Source organism: Streptomyces sp. NPDC091377 (assembly GCF_044757045.1).
GTDB lineage: Bacteria > Actinomycetota > Actinomycetes > Streptomycetales > Streptomycetaceae > Streptomyces.
This window is the reverse complement of record NZ_JBIVUE010000008.1, coordinates 51,161-72,736: the sequence shown is the minus strand read 5'-3', so window position 1 is coordinate 72,736 and position 21,576 is coordinate 51,161. Positions and strand designations below refer to the sequence as shown.

The window sequence follows — 21,576 nt, the reverse complement described above, 5'->3', positions numbered from 1 at the left end:
TCAACGCGCGTAGAATTTTCGTACGGGTACCCTGAAGCCGACTGTAGGAACCTGCTCAGCACCACACCACCGGGAGTGCCCGTGGCACGCGTCGTAGTCGACGTCATGCTCAAGCCGGAGATCCTCGACCCCCAGGGCCAGGCGGTCCAGCGTGCGCTGCCGCGCCTGGGTTTCGACGGGATCTCCGACGTACGTCAGGGAAAGCGATTCGAACTGGAAGTTGACGGCCCGGTCGACGAGGCCGCGCTCGCCCGTATCCACGATCTTGCGGAATCCTTCCTCGCCAACACGGTGATCGAGGACTTCACGGTGAAGGTCGAAGAGGCGGCGGAAGTCGCGGAGGCCGCGAAGTGACCGCTCGTATCGGCGTCGTCACTTTCCCGGGCAGTCTGGACGACCAGGACACCCGGCGCGCGATCCGCCACGCGGGCGGCGAGCCGGTCGCCCTGTGGCACAAGGACAAGGACCTCAAGCAGGTCGACGCCGTGGTGCTGCCCGGCGGTTTCTCCTACGGCGACTATCTGCGCGCCGGTGCCATCTCCCGCTTCTCGCCGGTGATGGAGACCGTCATCGAGCAGGCGCGGGCCGGACTCCCGGTGCTCGGCATCTGCAACGGCTTCCAGGTCCTCACCGAGGCCCATCTGCTCCCCGGCGCGATGCTCGGCAACGACCATCTGCACTTCGTCTGCCGCGACCAGAAGCTCCGGGTCGAGTCCACCGCCACCGCCTGGACCGGCGACTACACCACCGGCCAGGAGATCCACATCCCGCTGAAGAACATGGACGGGCGGTACGTCGCCGACCCGCGCACCCTCGACCTGCTGGAGGCGGAGGGCCGGGTCGTCTTCCGGTACGTCGACCACAACCCGAACGGCTCGCTCCGCGACATCGCCGGCATCACCAACGAGGCCGGGAACGTCGTAGGACTCATGCCGCACCCGGAACACGCCGTCGAGCCGCTCATCGGCACCGGCCGCACCGACGGCCTCCCGTTCTTCACGTCGATCCTCAAGAACCTGGTCACCTCATGAGCCGGACCCCCCTGGACACGGTCGAGCACGCTGCCGCCACCCCCGACGTCGAGCTGCCCTGGGCCGAACTCGGCCTGAAGAAGGACGAGTACGAGCGGGTCGTGGAGATCCTCGGCCGCCGCCCGACCGGCGCCGAACTCGCCATGTACTCCGTCATGTGGTCCGAGCACTGCTCGTACAAGAGCAGCAAGGTCCACCTCCGCCAGTTCGGCGAGAAGGCCCCGCAGTCCGACGCCCTGCTCGTCGGCATCGGCGAGAACGCCGGCGTCGTGGACGTCGGCCAGGGCTACGCCGTCACCTTCAAGGTCGAGTCGCACAACCACCCCTCGTACGTGGAGCCCTACCAGGGCGCGGCCACCGGCGTCGGCGGCATCGTCCGCGACATCATCGCGATGGGCGCCCGCCCGGTCGCCGTCGTGGACCCGCTGCGCTTCGGCGCCGCCGACCACCCCGACACCAAGCGCGTCCTGCCCGGTGTCGTCGCCGGCATCGGCGGCTACGGCAACTGCCTGGGCCTGCCCAACATCGGCGGCGAGGTCGTCTTCGACTCCTGCTACCAGGGCAACCCGCTGGTCAACGCCGGATGCATCGGTGTCATGCGGCACGAGGACATCCACCTGGCGAAGGCGTCCGGCGCGGGCAACAAGGTTATCCTGTACGGCGCCCGCACCGGCGGCGACGGCATCGGCGGCGCCTCCATCCTCGCCTCGGAGACCTTCGACGACGCCAAGCCGTCCAAGCGCCCGGCGGTACAGGTCGGCGACCCCTTCCAGGAGAAGCTGCTCATCGAGTGCACCCTGGAGGCGTTCGCCGAGAAGCTCGTCGTCGGCATCCAGGACCTCGGCGCCGCCGGGCTGTCCTGCGCCACCTCCGAGCTGGCCTCCAACGGCTCCGGCGGGATGCGCGTCACCCTGGACGACGTACCGCTGCGCGACTCCACGCTCTCGCCCGAGGAGATCCTCATGAGCGAGTCGCAGGAACGCATGTGCGCGGTGGTCGAGCCCGGCAAGGTCGACCGCTTCCTGGAGATCTGCGAGAAGTGGGACGTCATCGCCACCGTCATCGGTGAGGTGACCGACGGCGACCGGCTGGAGATCTACTGGCACGGCGGCAAGATCGTGGACGTCGACCCGCGCACGGTCGCCCACGACGGCCCGGTCTACGAGCGCCCCTACGCCCGCCCGTCCTGGCAGGACGCCCTCCAGGCGGACGACGCCGGCAAGCTGCCCCGGCCGGCGACCGCCGCCGAGCTGAAGGAGCAGGTGCTCCGGCTCGTCGCCTCGCCCAACCAGGCGTCCAAGGCGTGGATCACCTCCCAGTACGACCGCTTCGTGCAGGGCAACACGGTCCTCGCCCAGCCCGAGGACTCCGGCATGATCCGGATCGACGAGGAGACCGGCCTGGGCGTCGCCCTCGCCACCGACGGCAACGGCCGCTACGCCAAGCTCGACCCCTACCAGGGCGCCCAGCTCGCGCTGGCCGAGGCGTACCGCAATGTGGCGACGACCGGCGCCCGGCCGCTCGCCGTCTCCGACTGCCTGAACTTCGGCTCGCCCGAGGACCCCGCGGTGATGTGGCAGTTCGCCGAGGCCGTACGCGGTCTCGCGGACGCCTGCCAGCAGCTCGGCACCCCGGTGACCGGCGGCAATGTCTCCCTGTACAACCAGACGGGCGAGGCGGCGATCCACCCGACGCCGGTCGTCGCGGTCCTCGGCGTCATCGACGACGTGGCCCGGCGCACCCCGGTCGCCTTCCAGGAGGAGGGCCAGCTGCTCTACCTCCTCGGCGACACCCGCGAGGAGTTCGGCGGCTCGGCCTGGTCGCAGGTGATCCACGACCACCTCGGCGGGCTGCCGCCGGAGGTCGACCTGGAGCGGGAGCGGCTGCTCGCCGAGATCCTCATCGCCGCCTCCCGCGACGGGATGATCGACTCCGCGCACGACCTGTCCGACGGGGGTCTGATCCAGGCCGTCGTGGAGTCCGCGCTGCTCGGCGGCAAGGGCGCGCGGCTGGTCGTACCGGACGGGCTGTCCGCGTTCACCTTCCTGTTCTCCGAGTCGGCGGGCCGCGCGGTCGTGGCCGTGCCGCGCTCCGAGGAGGTCCGCTTCAACGACATGTGCGGTGCGCGCGGCCTCCCGGTCGCCCGGATCGGTGTGGTCGACGGTGACGCGGTGGACGTCCAGGGCGAGTTCGCCCTGTCCCTCGCCGAGCTGCGCGAGGCCCACGAGGCGACCATCCCGGCGTTGCTGGCGTAACGCGCCCGCGTCCGTCACGGGCCGTCGCCCCGGGAACCCTCGGCTTCCCGGGGCGACGGCCCGTTCGCGTGCGGTTTGCGGTGGGGTTGCTGCTAACTTCGGCGGGTCGGTGGACGACGACCTGAGGGGGACCCGCCGTGCAACTCCCGGACGGCATACGCAAGTCCGTGAACGTCCTGCTCTGCCTGGCGGCCGTGGCCGCGATCGGCTGGAGCGGCAGGGAGATCTGGCAGACCCTGGACGCCCGCCGGCAGATCGACGCGGGCTGCGCGGACCTCGTCCCGGCCGGGCGGGTCCTGGCGCTGGACCGGGCGGGCGGCGAGATCGTCCACCGGCAGGGCGAGGAGGGGACCATCGAGCTGGACGCGCTTGCCGAAGAGGCCCAGGACTGCGAGCTGTTCAGCGAGAAGGCGGGCGGGCGCTGGTTCTTCACCGGCCGGGTCGGGGTGTTCCCCACGGACGCGTACGTGCTCCCCGACGACCCGGTCTCCTCGCCCGTCGACCGGACGGGCACCCGCACCTACCCCGCCCAGCCGCTCGGCGGCGGCATCACCGGCTCGGTGGACGACCGCGGGGTGACGGTGCAACTGCCCTGCGCCGGAGGCGAGCTGGACGGCAGGCCGGTCACGGCCCTGTGGGCGCGGGCCGAGCTGTACGCCAGCGGGATCTGGGAGTACGGCCAGCCCAGCGCGAACGACCGCGCCGTCCTCGCCGAGACCGCCGTCCTCACCGCCAACAACCTCGCTGAGCGCCTCGGCTGTGCCGACCGGCTGCCCGATCCGCCCTCCGAGGTGCCCGCCCTGGCGGAGGGCCCGATCCCGGTGGGCCGGGCCGAGGGCACCTGCGCCTGGTACCGGGAGTCCGGCCTGGCCGGGCGGGAGGGCTTCCCGGACACGGTGCTGGAGAGCCGGGTGGACGACGGACTGTGGGACGAAGCCTGCGCCCTCGTGCTGAGCGAGGACCGGGCCCGGGACGTCCACTCCGGCCGGCCGGACCGCGGCGACGGCGTCAGCGCCCCCGAACGGCCCGGCGACTGGTACGTCGCCCTGCGCACCTTCCTCGGCGAGGACGCGCGGGACGTCCGGGTGCCGCGTTCCGGGACCGAGGACCCGCTGCCCGCCCGGCCCGGCACGGCGGGCCGCAGCCCCGACGAATCCGTCTGGTGGGCCTCCTCCGACTGCGCGGGCCGCCCCCAGATCCACACCATGACCCTCGCCTACGGCTACGACCGCCTGATGGCCCCGCGGATGGAGCGGCTGTTCCGGGCCTACGTCACCGAGATCACCGAGCGCCGGGACTGCGCCGACCCGCGCTTCCCGGAGGGGGACACCTTCCGCGTCCGCTGACCCCCGGCGCCCATCCCTTTCGTTCGTCGGTTGCACGTAATTACGTACTTCCGTAATCTCGGGGTCGTGGAAGACCTGGAGCGGCGTGTCGCCGACCTCGAACACCGGCTCGCCGCCCTGGAAGCGGCCGACCGGAAGGCCCCGCGCCCGGGCGAGGGCGACCTGTGGGCCCTGGAGGCCCTGAAGTCCCAACTCGCCGAACTGGGCTCGGCGGACGGGGGCGTCCTGTTCACCGGAGCGGTACGGCTGCCGACGAACGAGTACTACGAGTGGCAGTTCGGGGCGCTCACCGCCGGTCTGCTGGAAGCCGACTGGACGGAGGCGGCCGACGCCTTCGCCGCCCTCGGCCACCCCGTCCGGCTGCGGCTGCTGCGCGAGATCCTCGGCGGCCGGCGCACCGCGGCGGCCCTCGCCGAACTGGACGACACCGGCACCACCGGCCAGATCTACCACCACCTGCGACAGCTCACCGCCGCCGGTTGGCTGCACACCGGCGCCCGGGGCCGTCACGAGGTGCCGCCCGGCAGGGTCGTCCCCCTGCTGGTCGCCCTCACGACGGCCCGGGCGTGAACACGAGGGGGAATCCGATGTCCGCGCGAAAACTGGCCGTGACCGTCCTGCGGCTGTCGATACCTGCGGTCGTCCTACTGATCGCCCTCGACCTCACGGTGGGGGTGCCGGGCACCTGGGTGGTGGTGATCTCACCGTCGATCGTCGGGTTCCTGGCCGTCGTCCTGGTCCACCGCTTCACCCGCGCCGCCGACCGCGGACCCGTAGAGATCGCCGCGCCCGTCACCGGCCGCTGGTCCGCCCTCAACAGCCCGGCCGACCGCACCCCGAGCCACGGCACCCACGCCTACGGCCAGACGTACGCGATCGACATCGTCGCCGAGCCCGCGGACCAGGAGGGCGGGGCAGGATCGCCCGGGGCCCGTCCCGGCTTCCGGTGGCTGTGGCCGGTCGTCCGCCGCAACGCCGACTTCCCCGCCTTCGGCGCCCCGATCCTCGCGGTCGCCGACGCCACCGTGGTCCGCACCGGCGACGGACAGCGCGACCACCTCAGCCGCGGCTCCCTGCCCGCCCTGGTCTATCTGATGATCGTAGAGGCGCTGGTCCGGGAACTCATGGGGGTCCGCCGCATCCTCGGCAACCATGTCGTCCTCGACCTCGGCGACGGCACGTACGCCCTGTACGGCCACCTCCAGAAGGGCTCGCTCACCGTCCGCGAAGGCGACCGGGTCCGCACCGGCCAGGTCATCGCCCGCTGCGGCAACTCCGGCAACACCACCGAGCCGCACCTCCACTTCCAGCTCATGGACGGCCCGGACCCGGTGGCGGACCGCGGGGTCCCGTTCACCTGGCGCGGGCTCGGCGTCCCGCGCAACAAGGAGACGTTCGAGGCACCGGAGGCACCGGAGGCACCGGAGACACCGGCGGGCGAGGGATCGGAGGCCCTCGCGGGCGGGGCACCGAAGACCTTCCCGGGCGAGGCGCCCGGGGCCCTTCGCGGCGAGGCGCCGTAGGCCGTCGGGCGGACCCCGCCCCCACGTAGGCTCGCCCCATGCCCCCGGCCAGAAAACGCCCCCGCGCCTACGACCCCGCCCGGACCCGTACCGCCGTGCTGACCCAGTTCCGGCACGTACGGGAGGCCGTACGTGGGCTGGACGACGGGCACCTCGCGCTCCCCACCCGGCTGGGCGACCGGACCGTCCGCCAACTGGCCGCGCACATCGCCCTGACGGTCACCTCCGTCAGCCGCGCCCTTCAGCGCGAGGAACCCGCGAGAGCCGCGATGACCCTGCTCGACTACCCGGCGTCCACGGCCGCGTCCGGCGGGTCCGTCGCCGACCGCACCCGCCGGCTCGCCGAGGCCGAACCCGACCTCGACGCGCTGTACGCCCGCACCGAGGACGAGGTCACCGGGCTGCTCGCCGCCGCCCCGGAGAGCAGGGTGCTCGATCTGCCGGCCGGTGCCATGACCCTGACCGACTTCCTGGTGACCCGCACCGTCGAACTCGTCGTCCACACCGACGACCTGAACACCGCCGTGCCGGACCTGGAGATCCCGTACGACCGTCAGGCCCTCGCCGCCGGCACCCGGATGCTCGCCGACACGCTCGCCGCGAAGGCGCCCGGCGGGGCGACCGAGGTACGGATCCCGCCGTACGCGGTGGTCCAGTGCCTGGCCGGACCGCGGCACACCCGGGGCACCCCGCCGAACGTCGTGGAGACCGACCCGCTGACCTGGCTCCGCCTCGCCACCGGCCGGTCGACCTGGCCGGAGGCGCTCGACGCCGCGAAGGTGAGCGCGAGCGGGGAGCGCGCGGACCTCTCCGCGCTCCTCCCGCTGATGCGCTGACCCCTGGGAACGCCTCCCGGAACGCCTTCCGGAACGCCTCCCGGAACGCCTTCCGAAGCGCCTTCCGAAGCGCCTTCCGAAGCGCCTTCCGAAGCGCCTCCCGAAGCGCCTTCCGGCGACGGTCTCCCGGAGTGCCTCCTGGTGGCCGTCGCCGGGGAGACGGAACCGATTGCCCCGGTCGCCCCGTCGAACGGACATGGATCGGAAGACCCGTACGACGCAGCAGCGACAGCGACTGACCCTGACGGTGGCCGCGCTCATCCCCCTCGCGGCGGCCTGCGGCACGGAGCGGACCGGCTCCGCCTCGGTGGCCGACCCCCCGCCCGTGACCGGCGTCCAGTGGAACGTGGACAGCGTCACCGTGGACGGCACCACCGAGGACGCCCCCGCCGAGGCGGGCGTCACCATCGACCGCGACGGCGAGGCCAAGGGCAGCTACGGCTGCAACCGCTTCACCGCCAAGGCCGATCTCGACGGCGACCGCGTCCGGTTCGGCGAGCCCACCCGGACCGGGATGGCCTGCGAGGCCGGGCCCATGGCCTTCGAGGAGACCCTCGCCCGCACCCTCGGCTCCGGCCCCCTCACCACCAAAGTCAGCGGCGACCACCTCACCTTCACCACCGAGGGAGGCGACACCGTCCGCCTCACCAGGGAACGGCCCGCGGAGCTGTACGGCACCGCATGGGCCGTCACGGCACTGGGTGCCAAGGGCCCCGACGGGACCGCCCGGTCCCTGCCCGAGAAAGCGCGGGCGCAACTCACCTTCGACAAGAAGGAGGGCGCCGTCAGCGGAGACCTCGGCTGCAACCAGGTGAACGCGAAGGCGACGGTCGGCGAGGGCCGTATCACCCTCGGCACCCCGGCCACGACCCGAATGGTGTGCGACGCCTCACTCATGGACGTCGAGAAGGCACTGCTCGGACTCTTCGACTCCACGGTCGACTACCGCATCGACCAGCGCACCCTCACCCTGACCAGCGAGAACGGCGAGACCGTGACGGCGGTCGCCGAACGATGATCCACTTGCGCCCACGGCGGATCCGGGTTCCCCAATTCGGACCAGTGGTCGATCTCGCCTACACTCGGTGCCGTGCCACGTGGTGACGGTCGACTCAATCACGATCTGCTCCCCGGCGAGAAAGGCCCCCAGGACGCATGTGGCGTCTTCGGTGTCTGGGCGCCGGGCGAAGAGGTCGCAAAGCTCACGTACTTCGGGCTCTACGCCCTCCAGCATCGGGGCCAGGAGTCCGCGGGAATCGCGGTCAGCAACGGCTCCCAGATCCTCGTCTTCAAGGACATGGGCCTGGTCTCCCAGGTCTTCGACGAGACCTCGCTAGGTTCGCTCCAAGGCCATATCGCGGTCGGTCACGCCCGCTACTCAACGACTGGCGCCTCCGTCTGGGAGAACGCCCAGCCCACGTTCCGCGCCACGGCCCACGGCTCCATCGCCCTCGGCCACAACGGCAACCTGGTCAACACGGCGCAACTCGCCGAGATGGTCGCGGACCTCCCCAAGCAGGAGGGCCGTACCCCGCGCGTCGCGGCCACCAACGACACCGACCTGCTCACGGCCCTGCTCGCCGCCCAGTGCGACGACGACGGCCGACCGCTGACCATCGAGGAGGCCGCCCACTCGGTCCTCCCGAAGGTGCGCGGCGCCTTCTCCCTCGTCTTCATGGACGAGCACACGCTGTACGCCGCCCGCGACCCGCAGGGCATCCGCCCGCTGGTCCTCGGCCGGCTGGAGCGCGGCTGGGTCGTCGCCTCGGAGACCGCCGCACTGGACATCACCGGTGCCAGCTTCGTCCGCGAGATAGAACCCGGCGAGTTCATCGCCATCGACGAGAACGGCCTGCGCACCTCCCGCTTCGCAGAAGCGAAGCCCAAGGGCTGTGTCTTCGAATATGTGTATCTGGCCCGCCCGGACACCGACATCGCCGGCCGGAACGTCTATCTGAGCCGCGTCGAGATGGGCCGCCGGCTGGCGAAGGAAGCGCCCGTCGACGCCGACCTCGTCATAGCGACCCCGGAGTCCGGCACCCCGGCCGCCGTCGGCTACGCGGAAGCCTCCGGCATCCCCTTCGGCAACGGCCTGGTGAAGAACGCCTACGTCGGCCGGACCTTCATCCAGCCCTCCCAGACCATCCGCCAGCTCGGGATCCGGCTGAAGCTGAACCCGCTGAAGGAAGTCATCAAGGGCAAGCGCCTGGTCGTCGTGGACGACTCGATCGTGCGCGGCAACACCCAGCGGGCCCTGGTCCGCATGCTGCGCGAGGCGGGCGCGGCCGAGGTCCATATCCGGATCTCCTCCCCGCCGGTGAAGTGGCCGTGCTTCTTCGGCATCGACTTCGCCACCCGCGCCGAGCTGATCGCCAACGGCATGACCATCGAGGAGATCGGCACCTCGCTCGGCGCCGACTCCCTGTCCTACATCTCCCTCGACGGCATGATCGAGGCGACCACCATCGCCAAGCCCGATCTGTGCCGCGCCTGCTTCGACGGCGAGTACCCGATGGAGCTGCCGGACCCCGAGCTGCTCGGCAAGCAGCTGCTGGAGACCGAGCTGGCCGCCGGTCCGGCAGCCACGGCCGCGGCCGACGCGATCCGCCGCCCGTAAGCCTCGTACACACCAACCCGAAAGATCCCAGGCCATGTCTGAGACCAGTGCTGCCGGTGCCTCCTACGCGTCGGCCGGCGTCGACATCGAGGCGGGCGACCGCGCCGTGGAGCTGATGAAGGAGTGGGTGCGCAAGACCCGGCGCCCCGAGGTCCTCGGCGGCCTCGGCGGCTTCGCGGGCCTCTTCGACGCCTCCGCCCTCAAGCGCTACGAGCGCCCCCTGCTGGCCTCCGCCACCGACGGTGTGGGCACCAAGGTCGACATCGCCCGGCAGCTCGGGGTGTACGACACCATCGGCCACGACCTGGTCGCCATGGTCATGGACGACATCGTGGTGTGCGGCGCCGAGCCGCTGTTCATGACCGACTACATCTGCGTCGGCAAGGTCCACCCCGAGCGGGTCGCCGCCCTCGTCAAGGGCATCGCCGAGGGCTGTGTCCTGGCGGGCTGCGCCCTGATCGGCGGCGAGACGGCCGAGCACCCCGGTCTGCTCGGCGAGGACGACTTCGATGTCGCGGGCGCCGGTACGGGTGTCGTGGAGGCCGACCGGCTGCTCGGCCCGGACCGGATCCGCGAGGGCGACGCGGTGATCGCCATGGCGTCGTCCGGTCTCCACTCGAACGGCTACTCCCTGGTCCGCCACGTCCTGCTGGAGCGCGCGGGCCTCGCCCTGGACGCCGAGATCGCCGAACTGGGCCGCAGCCTCGGAGCGGAGCTGCTGGAGCCCACCAAGATCTACTCCCTGGACTGTCTGGCCCTGACCCGCACCACGGACGTCCACGCCTTCTCCCACGTCACGGGCGGCGGCCTGGCGGCCAATCTGGCCCGGGTCGTCCCCGACGGCCTGCACGCCACCGTCGACCGCTCCACCTGGACCCCGGGCCCGGTCTTCGACCTCGTCGGCCGCACCGGCTCGGTCGAGCGCCTGGAGCTGGAGAAGACCCTCAACATGGGTGTCGGCATGATCGCGGTCGTCCCCGAGGACTCCGTGGACGTGGCCCTGGCGACCCTGGCGGACCGCGGGGTGGACTCCTGGGTCGCGGGCGAGATCACGGACCGGGGGGAGGAGCCGACGGGCGCGAAGCTGGTCGGGGACTACGCGTAGCCGGTACGGGCCGAAGCCGGCCGCCGCACCCCGCGCGCGGCCGTCCCACCCCGCACGCCCCCGCCCGACCGACAGAGACCACGCACCCAGACACGACGGCACCCAGACATCACGGCACCCGGGCGCCACGGCACCCAGACACGACGGCACCCGGGCGCCACGCCACACAGCAGCACCGCACCCAGACAGCACACACAGCACCCACAGGCACCACGGCGTCACCTTGGCGCCACAGCGGCACCCTTGGCATCACAGCGGCACATGGACACCACGGCATCACACGGACACCACGGCATGACCGATACACCACGGCATCACACGGACCACCACGGCATGACCGATACACCACGCCTCGCCCACCCTGCCCGGCGCGACCTGGCGCGTCCCGCACGCCGGAGGCGATCGCCCTGTGCGGTCACCGGGCGGGCGACGGCAGCAGAAATCCCGGCCCGGGGTGGAACCCCGGGCCGGGACACAACGGCTAAGCCGCGCTGCAAGCGTCAGGCGCCGCGACGGTGTTGCGAGGACTGGCCGCCCTCGTCCTCCTCGTCGTCGTCCTCATAGAGGTCGGCGTACCGTGCATACAGATCGTCGTCTTGCTCATCGGCGCCCTCGAAGCCGTCGCCGCCCGTGTTCGGCGACGGCGACTGATTCGACGTCGATGCGCCCAGCTCCTCGGCCAGGCGTGAGAGATCCGTCCCACCGCTGTTGTACTTCAGCTGGCGGGCGACCTTCGTCTGCTTGGCCTTGGCCCGGCCGCGCCCCATGGCTCGACCCCCTCAACGACGGGGCTCGACGGCCCCAGAGTCTTGACACGCGTTCATGATCCGGAACGGGCTCTCCGCAGAGAGACCGGTCCGTAGGGCTTCCACGGTACCTGAGCCCACGCCCATACGGTACGTCGCCCGCAGGAAGGGCGTGTGCACAGAACCTTTGAGGCGCCCTGTCCTCGCTGGTCAATGGCGATTTTAACCACTTATTGGCGAACGACCCGCCGGTGGGAGTGAGAGTTCTCTCCAACCGCCCTCCGGCGGGTACCGCGCACCCTTCCCCGGGCCCTTCGACGGCGCCGCACGACCCCGCTCAGCGGCGGGCCGCCGCCGCCTCGGCCATCCGCTGCTCGGCGATCCGGTCGGCCGCCGCGGCCGGCGGAATTCCATCCGCCTTCGCACGTGCGAATATCGCCAGGGTGGTGTCGTAGATCCTCGCCGCCTTGGCCTTGCAGCGCTCGAAGTCGAAGCCGTGCAGTTCGTCGGCGACCTGGATCACGCCACCCGCGTTGACGACGTAGTCCGGCGCGTAGAGGATCCCGCGGTCGGCGAGGTCCTTCTCGACCCCCGGGTGCGCGAGCTGGTTGTTGGCCGCGCCGCACACCACCCGGGCGGTCAGCACCGGCACGGAGGCGTCGTCCAGCGCGCCGCCGAGCGCGCAGGGGGCGTAGATCTCCAGCCCCTCGACCCGGATCAGCTCCTCGGTGTCCGCGACGGCCCGCACCCCGGGGTGCCGCTCGGTGATCCGCCGTACGGCGTCCTCGCGCACATCGGTCACGACGATCTCGGCGCCCTCGGCGGCCAGGTGCTCCACCAGGTGGTGGCCGACCTTGCCGACCCCGGCGATGCCCACCCGGCGGCCCCGCAGCGAGGGGTCGCCCCAAAGATGCTGGGCGCTGGCGCGCATGCCCTGGTAGACACCGAAGGCGGTGAGGACGGAGGAGTCACCGGCGCCGCCGTGCTCCGGCGAACGGCCGGTCGTCCACCGGCACTCGCGGGCGACCACGTCCATGTCGGCCACATAGGTGCCGACGTCGCAGGCGGTCACGTACCGGCCGCCGAGCGAGGCCACGAAGCGGCCGTAGGCCAGCAGCAGCGCGGTCCGCCGGGCGGGCTCGATCGTCTCGGGGTCTCCGATGATCACGGCCTTGCCGCCGCCGTGGTCCAGCCCGGCCATGGCGTTCTTGTACGACATCCCGCGCGCGAGGTTGAGCGCGTCGGCGACGGCCTCGGCCTCGGTGGCGTAGGGGTAGAAGCGCGTACCGCCCAGCGCGGGGCCGAGGGCGGTGGAGTGGAGGGCGATGACGGCCTTGAGGCCGCTCGCGGGATCCTGGCAGAGCACGACCTGCTCATGGCCCCCCTGGTCCGAGTGGAACAGGGTGTGCAGGACATCAGCGGGTGCGCCGGTCACGTCGGTCACGGTGGTGACTCCTGAGGCAAGTAGCGGCGATTGCGCGGCCGGGTGGGCCGCTGGGGACGAGATTAGATCCCCGGTGACCTGTTGACCGCGCAGTGCTCAGGATCACCCACGCGTGGGGTACGTCCGTGCCACGATCCGGATAGTTTTCCCTCATGTCCGTGAGCAGGTTCCGCAGGTTTCCCCGGTAGGCGGCGGGAGAGAGGCAGCAGGCGTGCCCAAGGTGTCCTCGATGATCGTCCCGTACGCGGCGTACCTGCGGGTGTACGAGCCGCTGGCCGCCTTCCCCGAGCCGGAGCGCGGCTACTGGGCGCGCTACGCCCGCCGCCCCGACCGCCCCTCCTACCAGGACGAACTGCGCCGCTCCCTGGAGAACTTGCTGCCGGTCCCGCCCGTCCCGGTGCCGGTGCACGAGAGCCGGGACGCCTTCGTGCTGGAGGCGGACGGGGTGCTGCACATCTGTCCGTGGCGCACCCGGCTGCGCGGCTGGCAGGCGCTGGGCGGGCTGGCCGAGGAATTCCCCGCGCCGGTGCTGGACGCGCTGCTGCCGCCGCTGGTGCGCGACCAGGCGGCCCAGGACTACGAGCGCTGGCGGGCGGGCAACCCGGACGCCCGGCCGTGGATCCGCACGGCGACCTGGCAGGTGCCGCTGAACTGGTTCGTGCTGGTCTCCGACGACGAGCGCGAGTACGCCGGGGCGGGCGACGGGGCCGTGGGCGAGGTGCCGGTGCTGCGCTACCGCACACCGATGGTGCAGGCCCGGCGCCGGGTGGCCCGTGCGCTGCGCACCCTGCGCGACACGGTGGACGAGGGGCCGCTGGTCGAGGGGGTGCTGGAGGTGGGGCGCTGGCTGGAGGAGTTCCACCCGCGTTCGCGGGTCGAGCTGGACTACGGCGGTCTGGTGCACGCCCTGCCCGCCGGGGAACTGGCGGACGACCACTCGGCGGCGGACGTGGCCGAGGGCATCGAGGCGCTGCGCACCGGCGACGGCGAGGCGGCGGCGGAGGCGTACGGGCGGCTGGTGGAGCGCTGGCGTTCGGTGCGGGACCTGCGCTCGGCGAACTGACCCGTCAACAGGTGTGACGCAAGTCACGCGCTTTTCGGGTGGGATACCGCGTACGGTCTACCGCACATCCAGGAGTTGACAGGACGTAGGTCCCGATCCGGGCGTTTGTGTCAAGCGTGACAGACCGCACGTACGCGGCTCTTGCCACCCCCACCCCTCCTCATGCCAAAATAGGACAAGGAGCCCGGGGAGGGCTCTATCTCTGCATTGCATGCTTTGGGGGGTCTCGTGACTCCTGACGCCACTGTGACTGATCGTCACAGTGGCGTGACTGTCCGCTATGGCATGGTCCATCGGCTTCCGTCGCTGATGAACACCTGGGAGGGCAATTCCATCGGTTTGGCCGACGCGGCTGGACAGATGGTGTAGTTGTAGTGCCGAGGACAAGCCGTTCGTCCTATAACCGACTCGACTCGCGTCCGCCATTTCGGGCAACGCGGGTCAAGGTGCAGAATTTAGAGGAATGAACCGAGAAGGTTCGGTTCTCCCGAGGAGGCCGCTCATGACCGCTCGCACCCCTGATGCCGAGCCGCTGCTGACCCCGGCTGAGGTCGCCACCATGTTCCGCGTCGACCCCAAGACGGTCACGCGGTGGGCGAAGGCCGGCAAGCTCACATCGATCCGTACGCTCGGCGGGCACCGCCGCTACCGCGAAGCAGAGGTCCGCGCACTGCTCGCGGGCATCCCGCAGCAGCGCAGCGAGGCCTGAACAACTGAATACCGGGCTGTTCGGCTGGTCCCCCAACCGGTCGAGACGCCCACAACCTAGCTCCGAGCGACGCGGGTTCTGCCCCAACAGGGCCCACGCCCACACTCTTCACAGCAACTGAACAGGGTGCGTCGTAGATCGCGCTGGACTCCGCCGGGTCCAGCGCGATCTTTTTTGTGCCCGCGCGGTGCGGGATCCGGACCCGCGGTGAGCGGCCTTGTCGGAGTCTGGGGAGGGCTGTCGGATCCGCCGTGGGGGCGCCCGTGGAAGCACCCATGGGGGAGTGCGGGGGGAGTGCAATTGCACATATTAAATCGACCAGTTGTAGGCCCCGGTTAAGCCCCGCGGTTTCAGAAACTCACGCGGTGACTACCGTCACACACCAGGGCACTTGTTGCCTCTGCGGCAACTGCGCTAAAGGGCCCGCGTCCCCCAGCGTGCCACGACCGCCCCCGGGTGGGGCAAGCCATCGGTCATGCCGGGGAGGGACTTTCCCTCCTGGAGGGGTTCTCATCCTCCGGCCCCGCCACCGGCTCGCCCCGCGGGCCCTCTTCGGCACCGCCGGCGCCGCCGGCAGCGCCGTCTAGCGCCAGCCGCGCCAGGCGGTGGCAGATCGGGCAGTGGCGGGTCAGATGGCGGTAGGACGACGCGGCCGACAGATGTGCGCGGAGCAGTGCTCGCGTCTCGTGCCTGGCCGATGCCGCCATAAGCCACCTCCACGCCCCGTGAAGGCCGCCGGACGAACGGCCCTTGCTTCGTGGGTACCCAGCGCGCGTGAGGCCGTCAAGGAGGGACGCTGACGTTCACGCAAGCGGTGGCCCCGGCTCCGGCGCTCCGCTTGGTCGGCGCCCCGCCCCGCCGGCGTTTCGCTTTCGCCGGCGTTTCGCTTTCATCGGTGTTTCGCTTTCACCGGTCCGGGTGGGAAACGCGGAAGGCCCACACCCTTGACGGGTACGGGCCTTCTCGATTCTTGCGGTCCTGACGGGATTTGAACCCGCGGCCTCCACCTTGACAGGGTGGCGAGCACTCCAAGCTGCTCCACAGGACCAGGTTTCGCAGTGCGATTCGTGCGTTGCGCTGCGAGAAGGACTGTACAGGAGGGCCGGCCCACTGGTCGAACTCACCCTACGTGCCGGGCCGGTTACGGCACCGCCGCGTCGATCGCCTTCACGATCCGCTTGTCCGAGACCGGGTACGCCGTGCCCAGCGCGTGGGCGAAATAGCTGACCCGGAGTTCCTCGATCATCCAGCGGATGTCCAGGGCGGCGGCGGGGACGGGCCGCCCCTGGGGCATCTGCTCCAGCAGCCAGGCGTACTCGTCCTGCATCTCATGGACCTTCTGCATCCGCGTCGTGTCCCGCTGGACGTTGGCCGGCATCTGCTGGAGCCGCCGGTCCACGGCGATGAGGTAGCGCACGAGGTCCGGGAGCCGCCGCAGCCCCGTCCCGGTCACGAAGCCCGGCTTCACCAGCCCGTCCAACTGCGCCCTGACGTCCGCGAGGTTCGGCAGCAGCGCGGCGCTGCGTACGGTCTTCAGACGGCGCTCGGCGGCCTGCCAGGCGGCCAGCACCTGCTGGGTCTGGGCGACCGCCCGCACCGTCGTGTCCACGATCTCGGCACGCACCTTGTCGTACAGCTTCCGGTACGACTCCTCGTCCCACGCGGGGCCCCCGAAGTCGGCGATCAGCCGGTCGGCCGCCGCGGTGGCGCAGTCGTCGAACAGCCCTTGGATCGAGCCGTGCGGATTCGCCGACAGGGCCAGCTTCTGGGGGTTCGTCAGCTTCTCGGAGGCGAACTTCGCCGGGTTGACCGGGATGGTGCGCAGGATCAGCCTGCGGGTGCCCTTCCACATCGCCTGGGCCTGCTCGGCCTCGGTGTCGAAGAGCCGCACGGAGACGGTGTCGCCGTCGTCCACCAGTGCCGGGTACGCCTTCACCGGCTGGCCGGCGCGGCGGGTCTCGAAGACCCGGGTGAGGCTGCCGATCGTCCAGTCGGTCAGCCCCGTCCGCTCCAGGGACTCCCCGCCCTGCCGGGACGCGGTGGCCGCGGCGGCCTGCGACAGCGCCTTGCGGGCCTTCGGCTTCAGTTGCAGCCGCAGCGCCTCCAGGTCCTTGTCCTCGGCGATCTTGCGGCGTCGCTCGTCCACGATCCGGAAGGTGATCCGCAGATGCTCCGGCACCCGCGCCTGGTCGAAGTCGTCGGCCGTCAACGGCACCCCGACCATCCGCTTCAGCTCGCGGGCCATCGTCACCGTCAGCGGCTCCTGGAGCGGCACCGCCACGTCCAGGAAGCGGCGGGCGAAGTCGGGCGCGGGCACGTAGTTGCGGCGGATCGGCTTGGGCAGGGAACGGATCAGCTCGGTGACCAGTTCGGCCCGCAGCCCCGGGATCTGCCAGTCGAAGCCTTCGTCGGTGACCTGGTTGAGCACCTGGAGCGGGATGTGGACGGTGACACCGTCGGCGTCCGCGCCCGGCTCGAACTGGTACGTCACCCGGAACTTCAGCGGCCCCTGCCGCCAGGAGTCCGGATAGTCGGCCTTGGTGACCGCCTCCGCCGACTCCCGGATGAGCATCGCGCGTTCAAAGTCCAGGAAGTCGGGCTGCTCGTGCCGCTTGTGCTTCCACCAGGAGTCGAAGTGGGCGCCGGAGACCACATGGTCGGGGACCCGCTGGTCGTAGAAGTCGTACAGGGTGTCGTCGTCGACCAGGATGTCCCGGCGTCTGGCCCGGTGCTCCAGCTCCTCGACCTCGGTCAGCAGCCTGCGGTTGTCGGCGTAGAACTTGTGGTGGGTGCGCCAGTCGCCCTCCACCAGCGCGTTGCGCAGGAACAGTTCGCGGGAGACCTCGGGGTCGATCCGGCCGTAGTTCACCTTGCGCTGGGCGACGATCGGGACGCCGTAGAGCGTGACCTTCTCGTACGCCATCACCGCGGCCTGGTCCTTCTCCCAGTGCGGCTCGCTGTAGGTGCGCTTGAGGAGGTGCTCGGCGAGCGGTTCGACCCACTCGGGCTCGATCTTGGCGTTGACCCGCGCCCAGAGCCGGCTCGTCTCCACCAGTTCGGCGGACATCACGAACCGCGGGGGCTTCTTGAAGAGCGCGGAGCCCGGGAAGATCGCGAACTTGGCGTTGCGGGCGCCGAGGTATTCGTTGGCCCCTCTGCGCTGGCCGGGGTCCTTGGGGTCCTTGGACTGGCCCGACTCCTTCACGTCCTTCATCCCGATGTGGGAGAGGAGGCCGGCGAGGAGGGAGACATGGATGCGGTCGCCGGGGGCGTCGTCCTCGTTGAGGTGGATGCCCATCTGCTTGGCGACGGTCCGCAGCTGGGTGTAGATGTCCTGCCATTCGCGGATGCGCAGGAAGTTCAGATACTCCTGCTTGCACATCCGGCGGAACGAGGACGAGCCGCGCTCCTTCTGCTGCTCGCGGACGTACCGCCAGAGGTTGAGGTAGGCGAGGAAGTCGCTGGTCTCGTCGCGGAAGCGGGCGTGCTGCTGATCGGCCTGGGTCTGTTTGTCGGCGGGGCGTTCGCGCGGATCCTGGATGGACAGCGCGGCGGCTATGACCATGACCTCGCGGACACAGCCGTTGCGGTCCGCCTCCAGCACCATGCGGGCGAGCCGCGGGTCGACGGGGAGCTGGGCGAGCTTGCGGCCGGTGTCGGTCAGCCGTTCGCGTACGTCCTTCCCGGCCGGGTCGAAGGCGCCCAGCTCCTGGAGGAGCTGTACGCCGTCGCGGATGTTGCGGTGGTCCGGCGGGTCGATGAACGGGAACTTCTCGATGTCACCGAGGCCGGCCGCGGTCATCTGGAGGATGACGGAGGCCAGGTTGGTGCGGAGGATCTCGGCGTCGGTGAACTCCGGGCGGGCCTCGAAGTCGTCCTCGGCGTAGAGCCGGATGCAGATGCCGTCCGAGGTACGGCCGCAGCGGCCCTTGCGCTGGTTGGCGCTGGCCTGCGAGATCGCCTCGATGGGCAGCCGCTGGACCTTGGTGCGATGGCTGTAGCGGGAGATCCGCGCGAAGCCGGGGTCGATGACGTACTTGATGCCCGGGACGGTCAGCGAGGTCTCGGCGACATTGGTGGCCAGCACGATACGGCGGCCGGTGTGCGGCTGGAAGACGCGATGCTGCTCGGCGTGCGACAGCCGCGCGTACAGCGGCAGGATCTCGGTGAACCGGTACTGCTTCTTCGTCAGCGCGTCGGCCGTGTCCCGGATCTCCCGCTCACCGGAGAGGAAGACCAGGATGTCGCCCTTGCCCTCGCCCTGGAGCTCCTCCACGGCGTCGGTGATCGCGGTGATCTGGTCGCGGTCGGCGTCCTCGGAGTCCTCCTCCAGGAGCGGCCGGTAGCGCACCTCGACCGGGTACGTACGGCCGCTGACCTCGATGATCGGGGCGTCGCCGAAGTGCCGTGAGAACCGCTCGGGGTCGATGGTCGCCGAGGTGATGACGACCTTGAGGTCGGGGCGGCGGGGCAGCAGCTGGGCCAGATAGCCGAGCAGGAAGTCGATGTTCAGGGACCGCTCGTGGGCCTCGTCGATGATGATCGTGTCGTAGGCGCGCAGCTCGCGGTCGGTCTGGATCTCGGCGAGCAGGATGCCGTCCGTCATCAGCTTGACGAAGGTGGCGTCCGGGCTGACCTGGTCGGTGAAGCGGACCTTCCAGCCGACGGCCTCGCCCAGCGGGGTGCGCAGCTCCTCCGCGACCCGCTCGGCGACGGTCCGGGCGGCGATCCGGCGGGGCTGGGTGTGCCCGATCATGCCACGCACCCCGCGCCCCAGCTCCATACAGATCTTGGGGATCTGGGTGGTCTTGCCGGACCCGGTCTCACCGGCGACGATCACGACCTGGTGGTCGCGGACGGCGGCGGCGATCTCGTCCTTCTTCTGGCTGACCGGAAGCTGCTCGGGGTAGGTGACGACGGGGACGCGGGCACGCCGCTCGGCCATCCGGGCTTCCGCCTTGTCGACCTCCGCCTCGATCTCGGCGAGCACACTGGCCCGCGCCTCCGGCTTACGGATCTTGCGGGCGCCTTCGAGCCGCCGGCCGAGCCGGTGCGCGTCGCGCAGGGACAGCTCGGACAGACGGGGGGCGAGGGCGCCGAGGGCGGGGGCAGGGTGCGTAGACATACGCGTCCCAGGATCTCACCTCACGGAAATCACTGGCTATCGCTTATTGACCTGGGCGTTTCGCGCACCCGGCGCGGACGGGGCACGGGCGGGGCGCGGGCGGGGCGCGGGCGGGGCGCGGGCGGGGCGCGGGCGGGCGGTGCCGGGGTCGTATCGGGGGTCGTGCCCGGGCCGTATCGGGGTCGTGCCGAGCCGTGCCGGGGCCGTGCCTTGGGAGGTACCGGGGCCGTGCCTTGAGGGTGTGCCGGGGCCGGTCAGGGGCCGATCACGATGAGGGACAGCCACAGGGCGAGGGTGGCGGCGAGCAGCGCGGCGGGCACGGTGACCAGCCCGAGCAGGGTGAACTCCTTGAGGCGCACCTCGTGGTCGTGCCGGTGGGCGACCCGCCGCCACAGCAGGGTGGCGAGGGAGCCGGCGTAGGTGAGGTTGGGGCCGATGTTGACCCCGATGAGCACCGCCAGGACCGCTCCCGGCCCGGCGGGCGCGGCCAGCGGCACCAGGGCGAGCACGGCCGGCAGATTGTTGATGAGGTTGGCGAGCAGCGCGGCGAGGGCGACGAGGCCGAGCAGGGCGGGCAGCGCGGTGCTGTCGGGCACCAGGGCGCCGAGCGCGTCGGCGAGCCCGTTGTCGAGGACGGCCCGTACGACGATGCCGAGGGCGAGCACGAAGGCGAGGAAGAGCGGGTCGGCGGCGCGCAGCACGGCGAGCGGGGTGGTGTGCCGCCGCGCCAGCGCCCGTATGGCCAGCACCGCGGCGCCCGCCGCCGCGGCCCAGGCGGGGTCGATCCCGAGCCCGGAGGCGACGGCGAACCCGGCGAGGGTGGCGGCCACCGTGATCAGCGCGAAGAGCGGAACCTCGACGGGTTCCTCCGGGGCGGTCGGGGTGGCGGGGGCGTTCAGATCGGCGGCGAAGAAGCGCCGGAAGACGACGTACTCGACGGCGATGGCGGCCAGCCACGGCAGCACCATCAGCGCGGCGAACCGGGTGAAGGAGAGCCCGCTGGCGGCGAAGGCCAGCAGATTGGTGAGGTTGGAGACGGGCAGCAGCAGCGAGGCCGAGTTGGACAGATGGGCGCTCGCGTAGACGTGCGGCTTCGGCCGGGCGCCCATCCGGGCCGCGGTGGCGAACACGACCGGCGTCAGCAGCACCACGGTCGCGTCGAGACTGAGCGCGGCGGTGATCAGCGAGGCCAGCGCGAACACGGCCCCGAGCAGCCGCTGGGGCCGTCGCCGCGCCCAGCGCGCCATCCAGGTCCCGCAGGCGTGGAAGAGCCCCTCGTCGTCACAGAGCTTGGCCAGGACCAGCACGGCCGCGAGGAACCCGACGACGGGTCCGAGGCGGGCGGCCTCCTCCCGCACATGGTCCAGCGGAATGGCTCCCGTCAGGATCACCAGCCCGGCGACGGGCACCGCCACCACGGCCTCCGGCCAACGGAACGGCCGTACGACGGCACACACCAGCACGACGACCAGCGCCACGACGGAGACGATTTCCAGCATCACGCCGCCGATCATCCCCGAAGCCCATGTTCCTGGCGCACACGAAAAAGCCCCTCCCGGCGAGGGAGGGGCTGCGGTGGCTGGGGCCGGGGTCGAACCGGCGACCTTCCGCTTTTCAGGCGGACGCTCGTACCAACTGAGCTACCCAGCCGAGGTGTTTCACGTGAAACACCAGCGGTCCTGACGGGATTTGAACCCGCGGCCTCCACCTTGACAGGGTGGCGAGCACTCCAAACTGCTCCACAGGACCAAGCTTTGCGTACGACAGTGTCGCACA

17 protein-coding genes and 3 tRNA genes are annotated in these 21,576 nt (G+C 71.1%); 12 read left to right on the top strand and 8 right to left on the bottom strand.

The window, feature by feature from the left end:
* Nucleotides 1-81: 81 nt before the first annotated feature.
* From purS to purM, 10 genes are all read left to right on the top strand, one after another.
* Complete coding sequence (gene purS / locus ACIQNG_RS19240) at nt 82-354, top strand: phosphoribosylformylglycinamidine synthase subunit PurS (RefSeq protein WP_020940955.1); 273 nt, start codon at nt 82-84, stop codon at nt 352-354.
* The gene (gene purQ, locus ACIQNG_RS19235) at nt 351-1,031 is read left to right on the top strand and encodes a phosphoribosylformylglycinamidine synthase subunit PurQ (protein ID WP_401436993.1); all 681 of its coding nucleotides are present in this window, start codon (nt 351-353) and stop codon (nt 1,029-1,031) included. The genes purS and purQ overlap by 4 nt, the downstream gene beginning before the upstream one ends.
* On the top strand, nt 1,028-3,286 hold the full coding sequence (gene purL, locus ACIQNG_RS19230) for a phosphoribosylformylglycinamidine synthase subunit PurL (protein ID WP_401486396.1): 2,259 nt from the start codon (nt 1,028-1,030) through the stop codon (nt 3,284-3,286). Before purQ ends, purL begins: the two co-directional genes overlap by 4 nt.
* Before the next feature lie 137 nt (nt 3,287-3,423).
* Nucleotides 3,424-4,632: a hypothetical protein gene (locus ACIQNG_RS19225; protein WP_401486394.1), complete on the top strand. Its 1,209-nt coding sequence runs from the start codon at nt 3,424-3,426 to the stop codon at nt 4,630-4,632.
* A gap of 66 nt (nt 4,633-4,698) precedes the next feature.
* Nucleotides 4,699-5,202 (top strand): ArsR/SmtB family transcription factor, encoded by a 504-nt coding sequence (locus tag ACIQNG_RS19220; RefSeq protein WP_401486393.1) that lies wholly within the window; start codon nt 4,699-4,701, stop codon nt 5,200-5,202.
* 17 nt (nt 5,203-5,219) lie between these two features.
* A complete protein-coding gene (locus ACIQNG_RS19215) occupies nt 5,220-6,155 on the top strand; it encodes a murein hydrolase activator EnvC family protein (RefSeq protein ID WP_401486391.1) in 936 nt (311 codons plus the stop codon).
* A gap of 38 nt (nt 6,156-6,193) precedes the next feature.
* Nucleotides 6,194-6,991 carry a sterol carrier family protein gene (locus ACIQNG_RS19210; protein WP_401486389.1) on the top strand — a complete coding sequence of 266 codons (798 nt, stop codon included), beginning with the start codon at nt 6,194-6,196 and terminating at the stop codon, nt 6,989-6,991.
* Nucleotides 6,992-7,187: 196 nt separating this feature from the next.
* Nucleotides 7,188-8,009 (top strand): META domain-containing protein, encoded by an 822-nt coding sequence (locus ACIQNG_RS19205; protein WP_401486387.1) that lies wholly within the window; start codon nt 7,188-7,190, stop codon nt 8,007-8,009.
* A 72-nt stretch (nt 8,010-8,081) separates the two neighbouring features.
* Nucleotides 8,082-9,608 (top strand): amidophosphoribosyltransferase, encoded by a 1,527-nt coding sequence (gene purF, locus ACIQNG_RS19200; RefSeq protein WP_401486385.1) that lies wholly within the window; start codon nt 8,082-8,084, stop codon nt 9,606-9,608.
* Nucleotides 9,609-9,642: 34 nt separating this feature from the next.
* Nucleotides 9,643-10,713, top strand: coding sequence for a phosphoribosylformylglycinamidine cyclo-ligase (gene purM / locus ACIQNG_RS19195; protein ID WP_401436971.1), 1,071 nt, complete (start codon nt 9,643-9,645; stop codon nt 10,711-10,713).
* A gap of 500 nt (nt 10,714-11,213) precedes the next feature.
* Here the strand turns inward: purM and ACIQNG_RS19190 are convergent, their stop codons facing one another.
* A complete protein-coding gene (locus tag ACIQNG_RS19190) occupies nt 11,214-11,480 on the bottom strand; it encodes a DUF3073 domain-containing protein (RefSeq protein ID WP_401436969.1) in 267 nt (88 codons plus the stop codon).
* A 316-nt stretch (nt 11,481-11,796) separates the two neighbouring features.
* Entirely contained in the window at nt 11,797-12,903 is a 1,107-nt protein-coding gene (locus ACIQNG_RS19185) for a Leu/Phe/Val dehydrogenase (protein WP_401486383.1), read from the bottom strand.
* Between the two features lie 211 nt (nt 12,904-13,114).
* On the opposite strand from ACIQNG_RS19185, the gene ACIQNG_RS19180 reads away from it, so the two are divergent.
* Both ACIQNG_RS19180 and bldC read left to right on the top strand, forming a co-directional pair.
* Nucleotides 13,115-13,966 (top strand): hypothetical protein, encoded by an 852-nt coding sequence (locus ACIQNG_RS19180; protein ID WP_401486381.1) that lies wholly within the window; start codon nt 13,115-13,117, stop codon nt 13,964-13,966.
* A gap of 502 nt (nt 13,967-14,468) precedes the next feature.
* Nucleotides 14,469-14,675, top strand: a complete 207-nt coding sequence (gene bldC / locus ACIQNG_RS19175; RefSeq protein WP_003949541.1) for a developmental transcriptional regulator BldC — start codon at nt 14,469-14,471, stop codon at nt 14,673-14,675.
* A 473-nt stretch (nt 14,676-15,148) separates the two neighbouring features.
* Here bldC and ACIQNG_RS19170 read toward each other — a convergent pair whose 3' ends face one another.
* The 6 genes from ACIQNG_RS19170 to ACIQNG_RS19145 all read right to left on the bottom strand — a co-directional run bounded on the left by ACIQNG_RS19170 (nt 15,149) and on the right by ACIQNG_RS19145 (nt 21,549).
* Nucleotides 15,149-15,382 (bottom strand): DUF6274 family protein, encoded by a 234-nt coding sequence (locus ACIQNG_RS19170; RefSeq protein WP_401436962.1) that lies wholly within the window; start codon nt 15,380-15,382, stop codon nt 15,149-15,151.
* Between the two features lie 266 nt (nt 15,383-15,648).
* A tRNA-Asp gene (locus ACIQNG_RS19165) sits at nt 15,649-15,723 on the bottom strand.
* Between the two features lie 93 nt (nt 15,724-15,816).
* A complete protein-coding gene (gene hrpA / locus ACIQNG_RS19160; protein WP_401486378.1) occupies nt 15,817-19,800 on the bottom strand; it encodes an ATP-dependent RNA helicase HrpA in 3,984 nt (1,327 codons plus the stop codon).
* 254 nt (nt 19,801-20,054) lie between these two features.
* Nucleotides 20,055-21,314, bottom strand: a complete 1,260-nt coding sequence (locus ACIQNG_RS19155) for an SLC13 family permease (protein ID WP_401486376.1) — start codon at nt 21,312-21,314, stop codon at nt 20,055-20,057.
* 62 nt (nt 21,315-21,376) lie between these two features.
* Nucleotides 21,377-21,450 (bottom strand) — tRNA-Phe (locus tag ACIQNG_RS19150).
* Nucleotides 21,451-21,474: 24 nt separating this feature from the next.
* A tRNA-Asp gene (locus tag ACIQNG_RS19145) sits at nt 21,475-21,549 on the bottom strand.
* Nucleotides 21,550-21,576: the final 27 nt, after the last annotated feature.

Coding starts and splice junctions, on each gene's coding strand:
- purL (WP_401486396.1), top strand. CDS start 1,028: ATGAGCCGGACCCCCCTGGACACGGTCGAGCACGCTGCCGCCACCCCC.
- ACIQNG_RS19215 (WP_401486391.1), top strand. CDS start 5,220: ATGTCCGCGCGAAAACTGGCCGTGACCGTCCTGCGGCTGTCGATACCT.
- ACIQNG_RS19210 (WP_401486389.1), top strand. CDS start 6,194: ATGCCCCCGGCCAGAAAACGCCCCCGCGCCTACGACCCCGCCCGGACC.
- ACIQNG_RS19205 (WP_401486387.1), top strand. CDS start 7,188: ATGGATCGGAAGACCCGTACGACGCAGCAGCGACAGCGACTGACCCTG.
- purM (WP_401436971.1), top strand. CDS start 9,643: ATGTCTGAGACCAGTGCTGCCGGTGCCTCCTACGCGTCGGCCGGCGTC.
- ACIQNG_RS19190 (WP_401436969.1), bottom strand. CDS start 11,480: ATGGGGCGCGGCCGGGCCAAGGCCAAGCAGACGAAGGTCGCCCGCCAG.
- bldC (WP_003949541.1), top strand. CDS start 14,469: ATGACCGCTCGCACCCCTGATGCCGAGCCGCTGCTGACCCCGGCTGAG.
- ACIQNG_RS19170 (WP_401436962.1), bottom strand. CDS start 15,382: ATGGCGGCATCGGCCAGGCACGAGACGCGAGCACTGCTCCGCGCACAT.
- hrpA (WP_401486378.1), bottom strand. CDS start 19,800: ATGTCTACGCACCCTGCCCCCGCCCTCGGCGCCCTCGCCCCCCGTCTG.
- ACIQNG_RS19155 (WP_401486376.1), bottom strand. CDS start 21,314: ATGATCGGCGGCGTGATGCTGGAAATCGTCTCCGTCGTGGCGCTGGTC.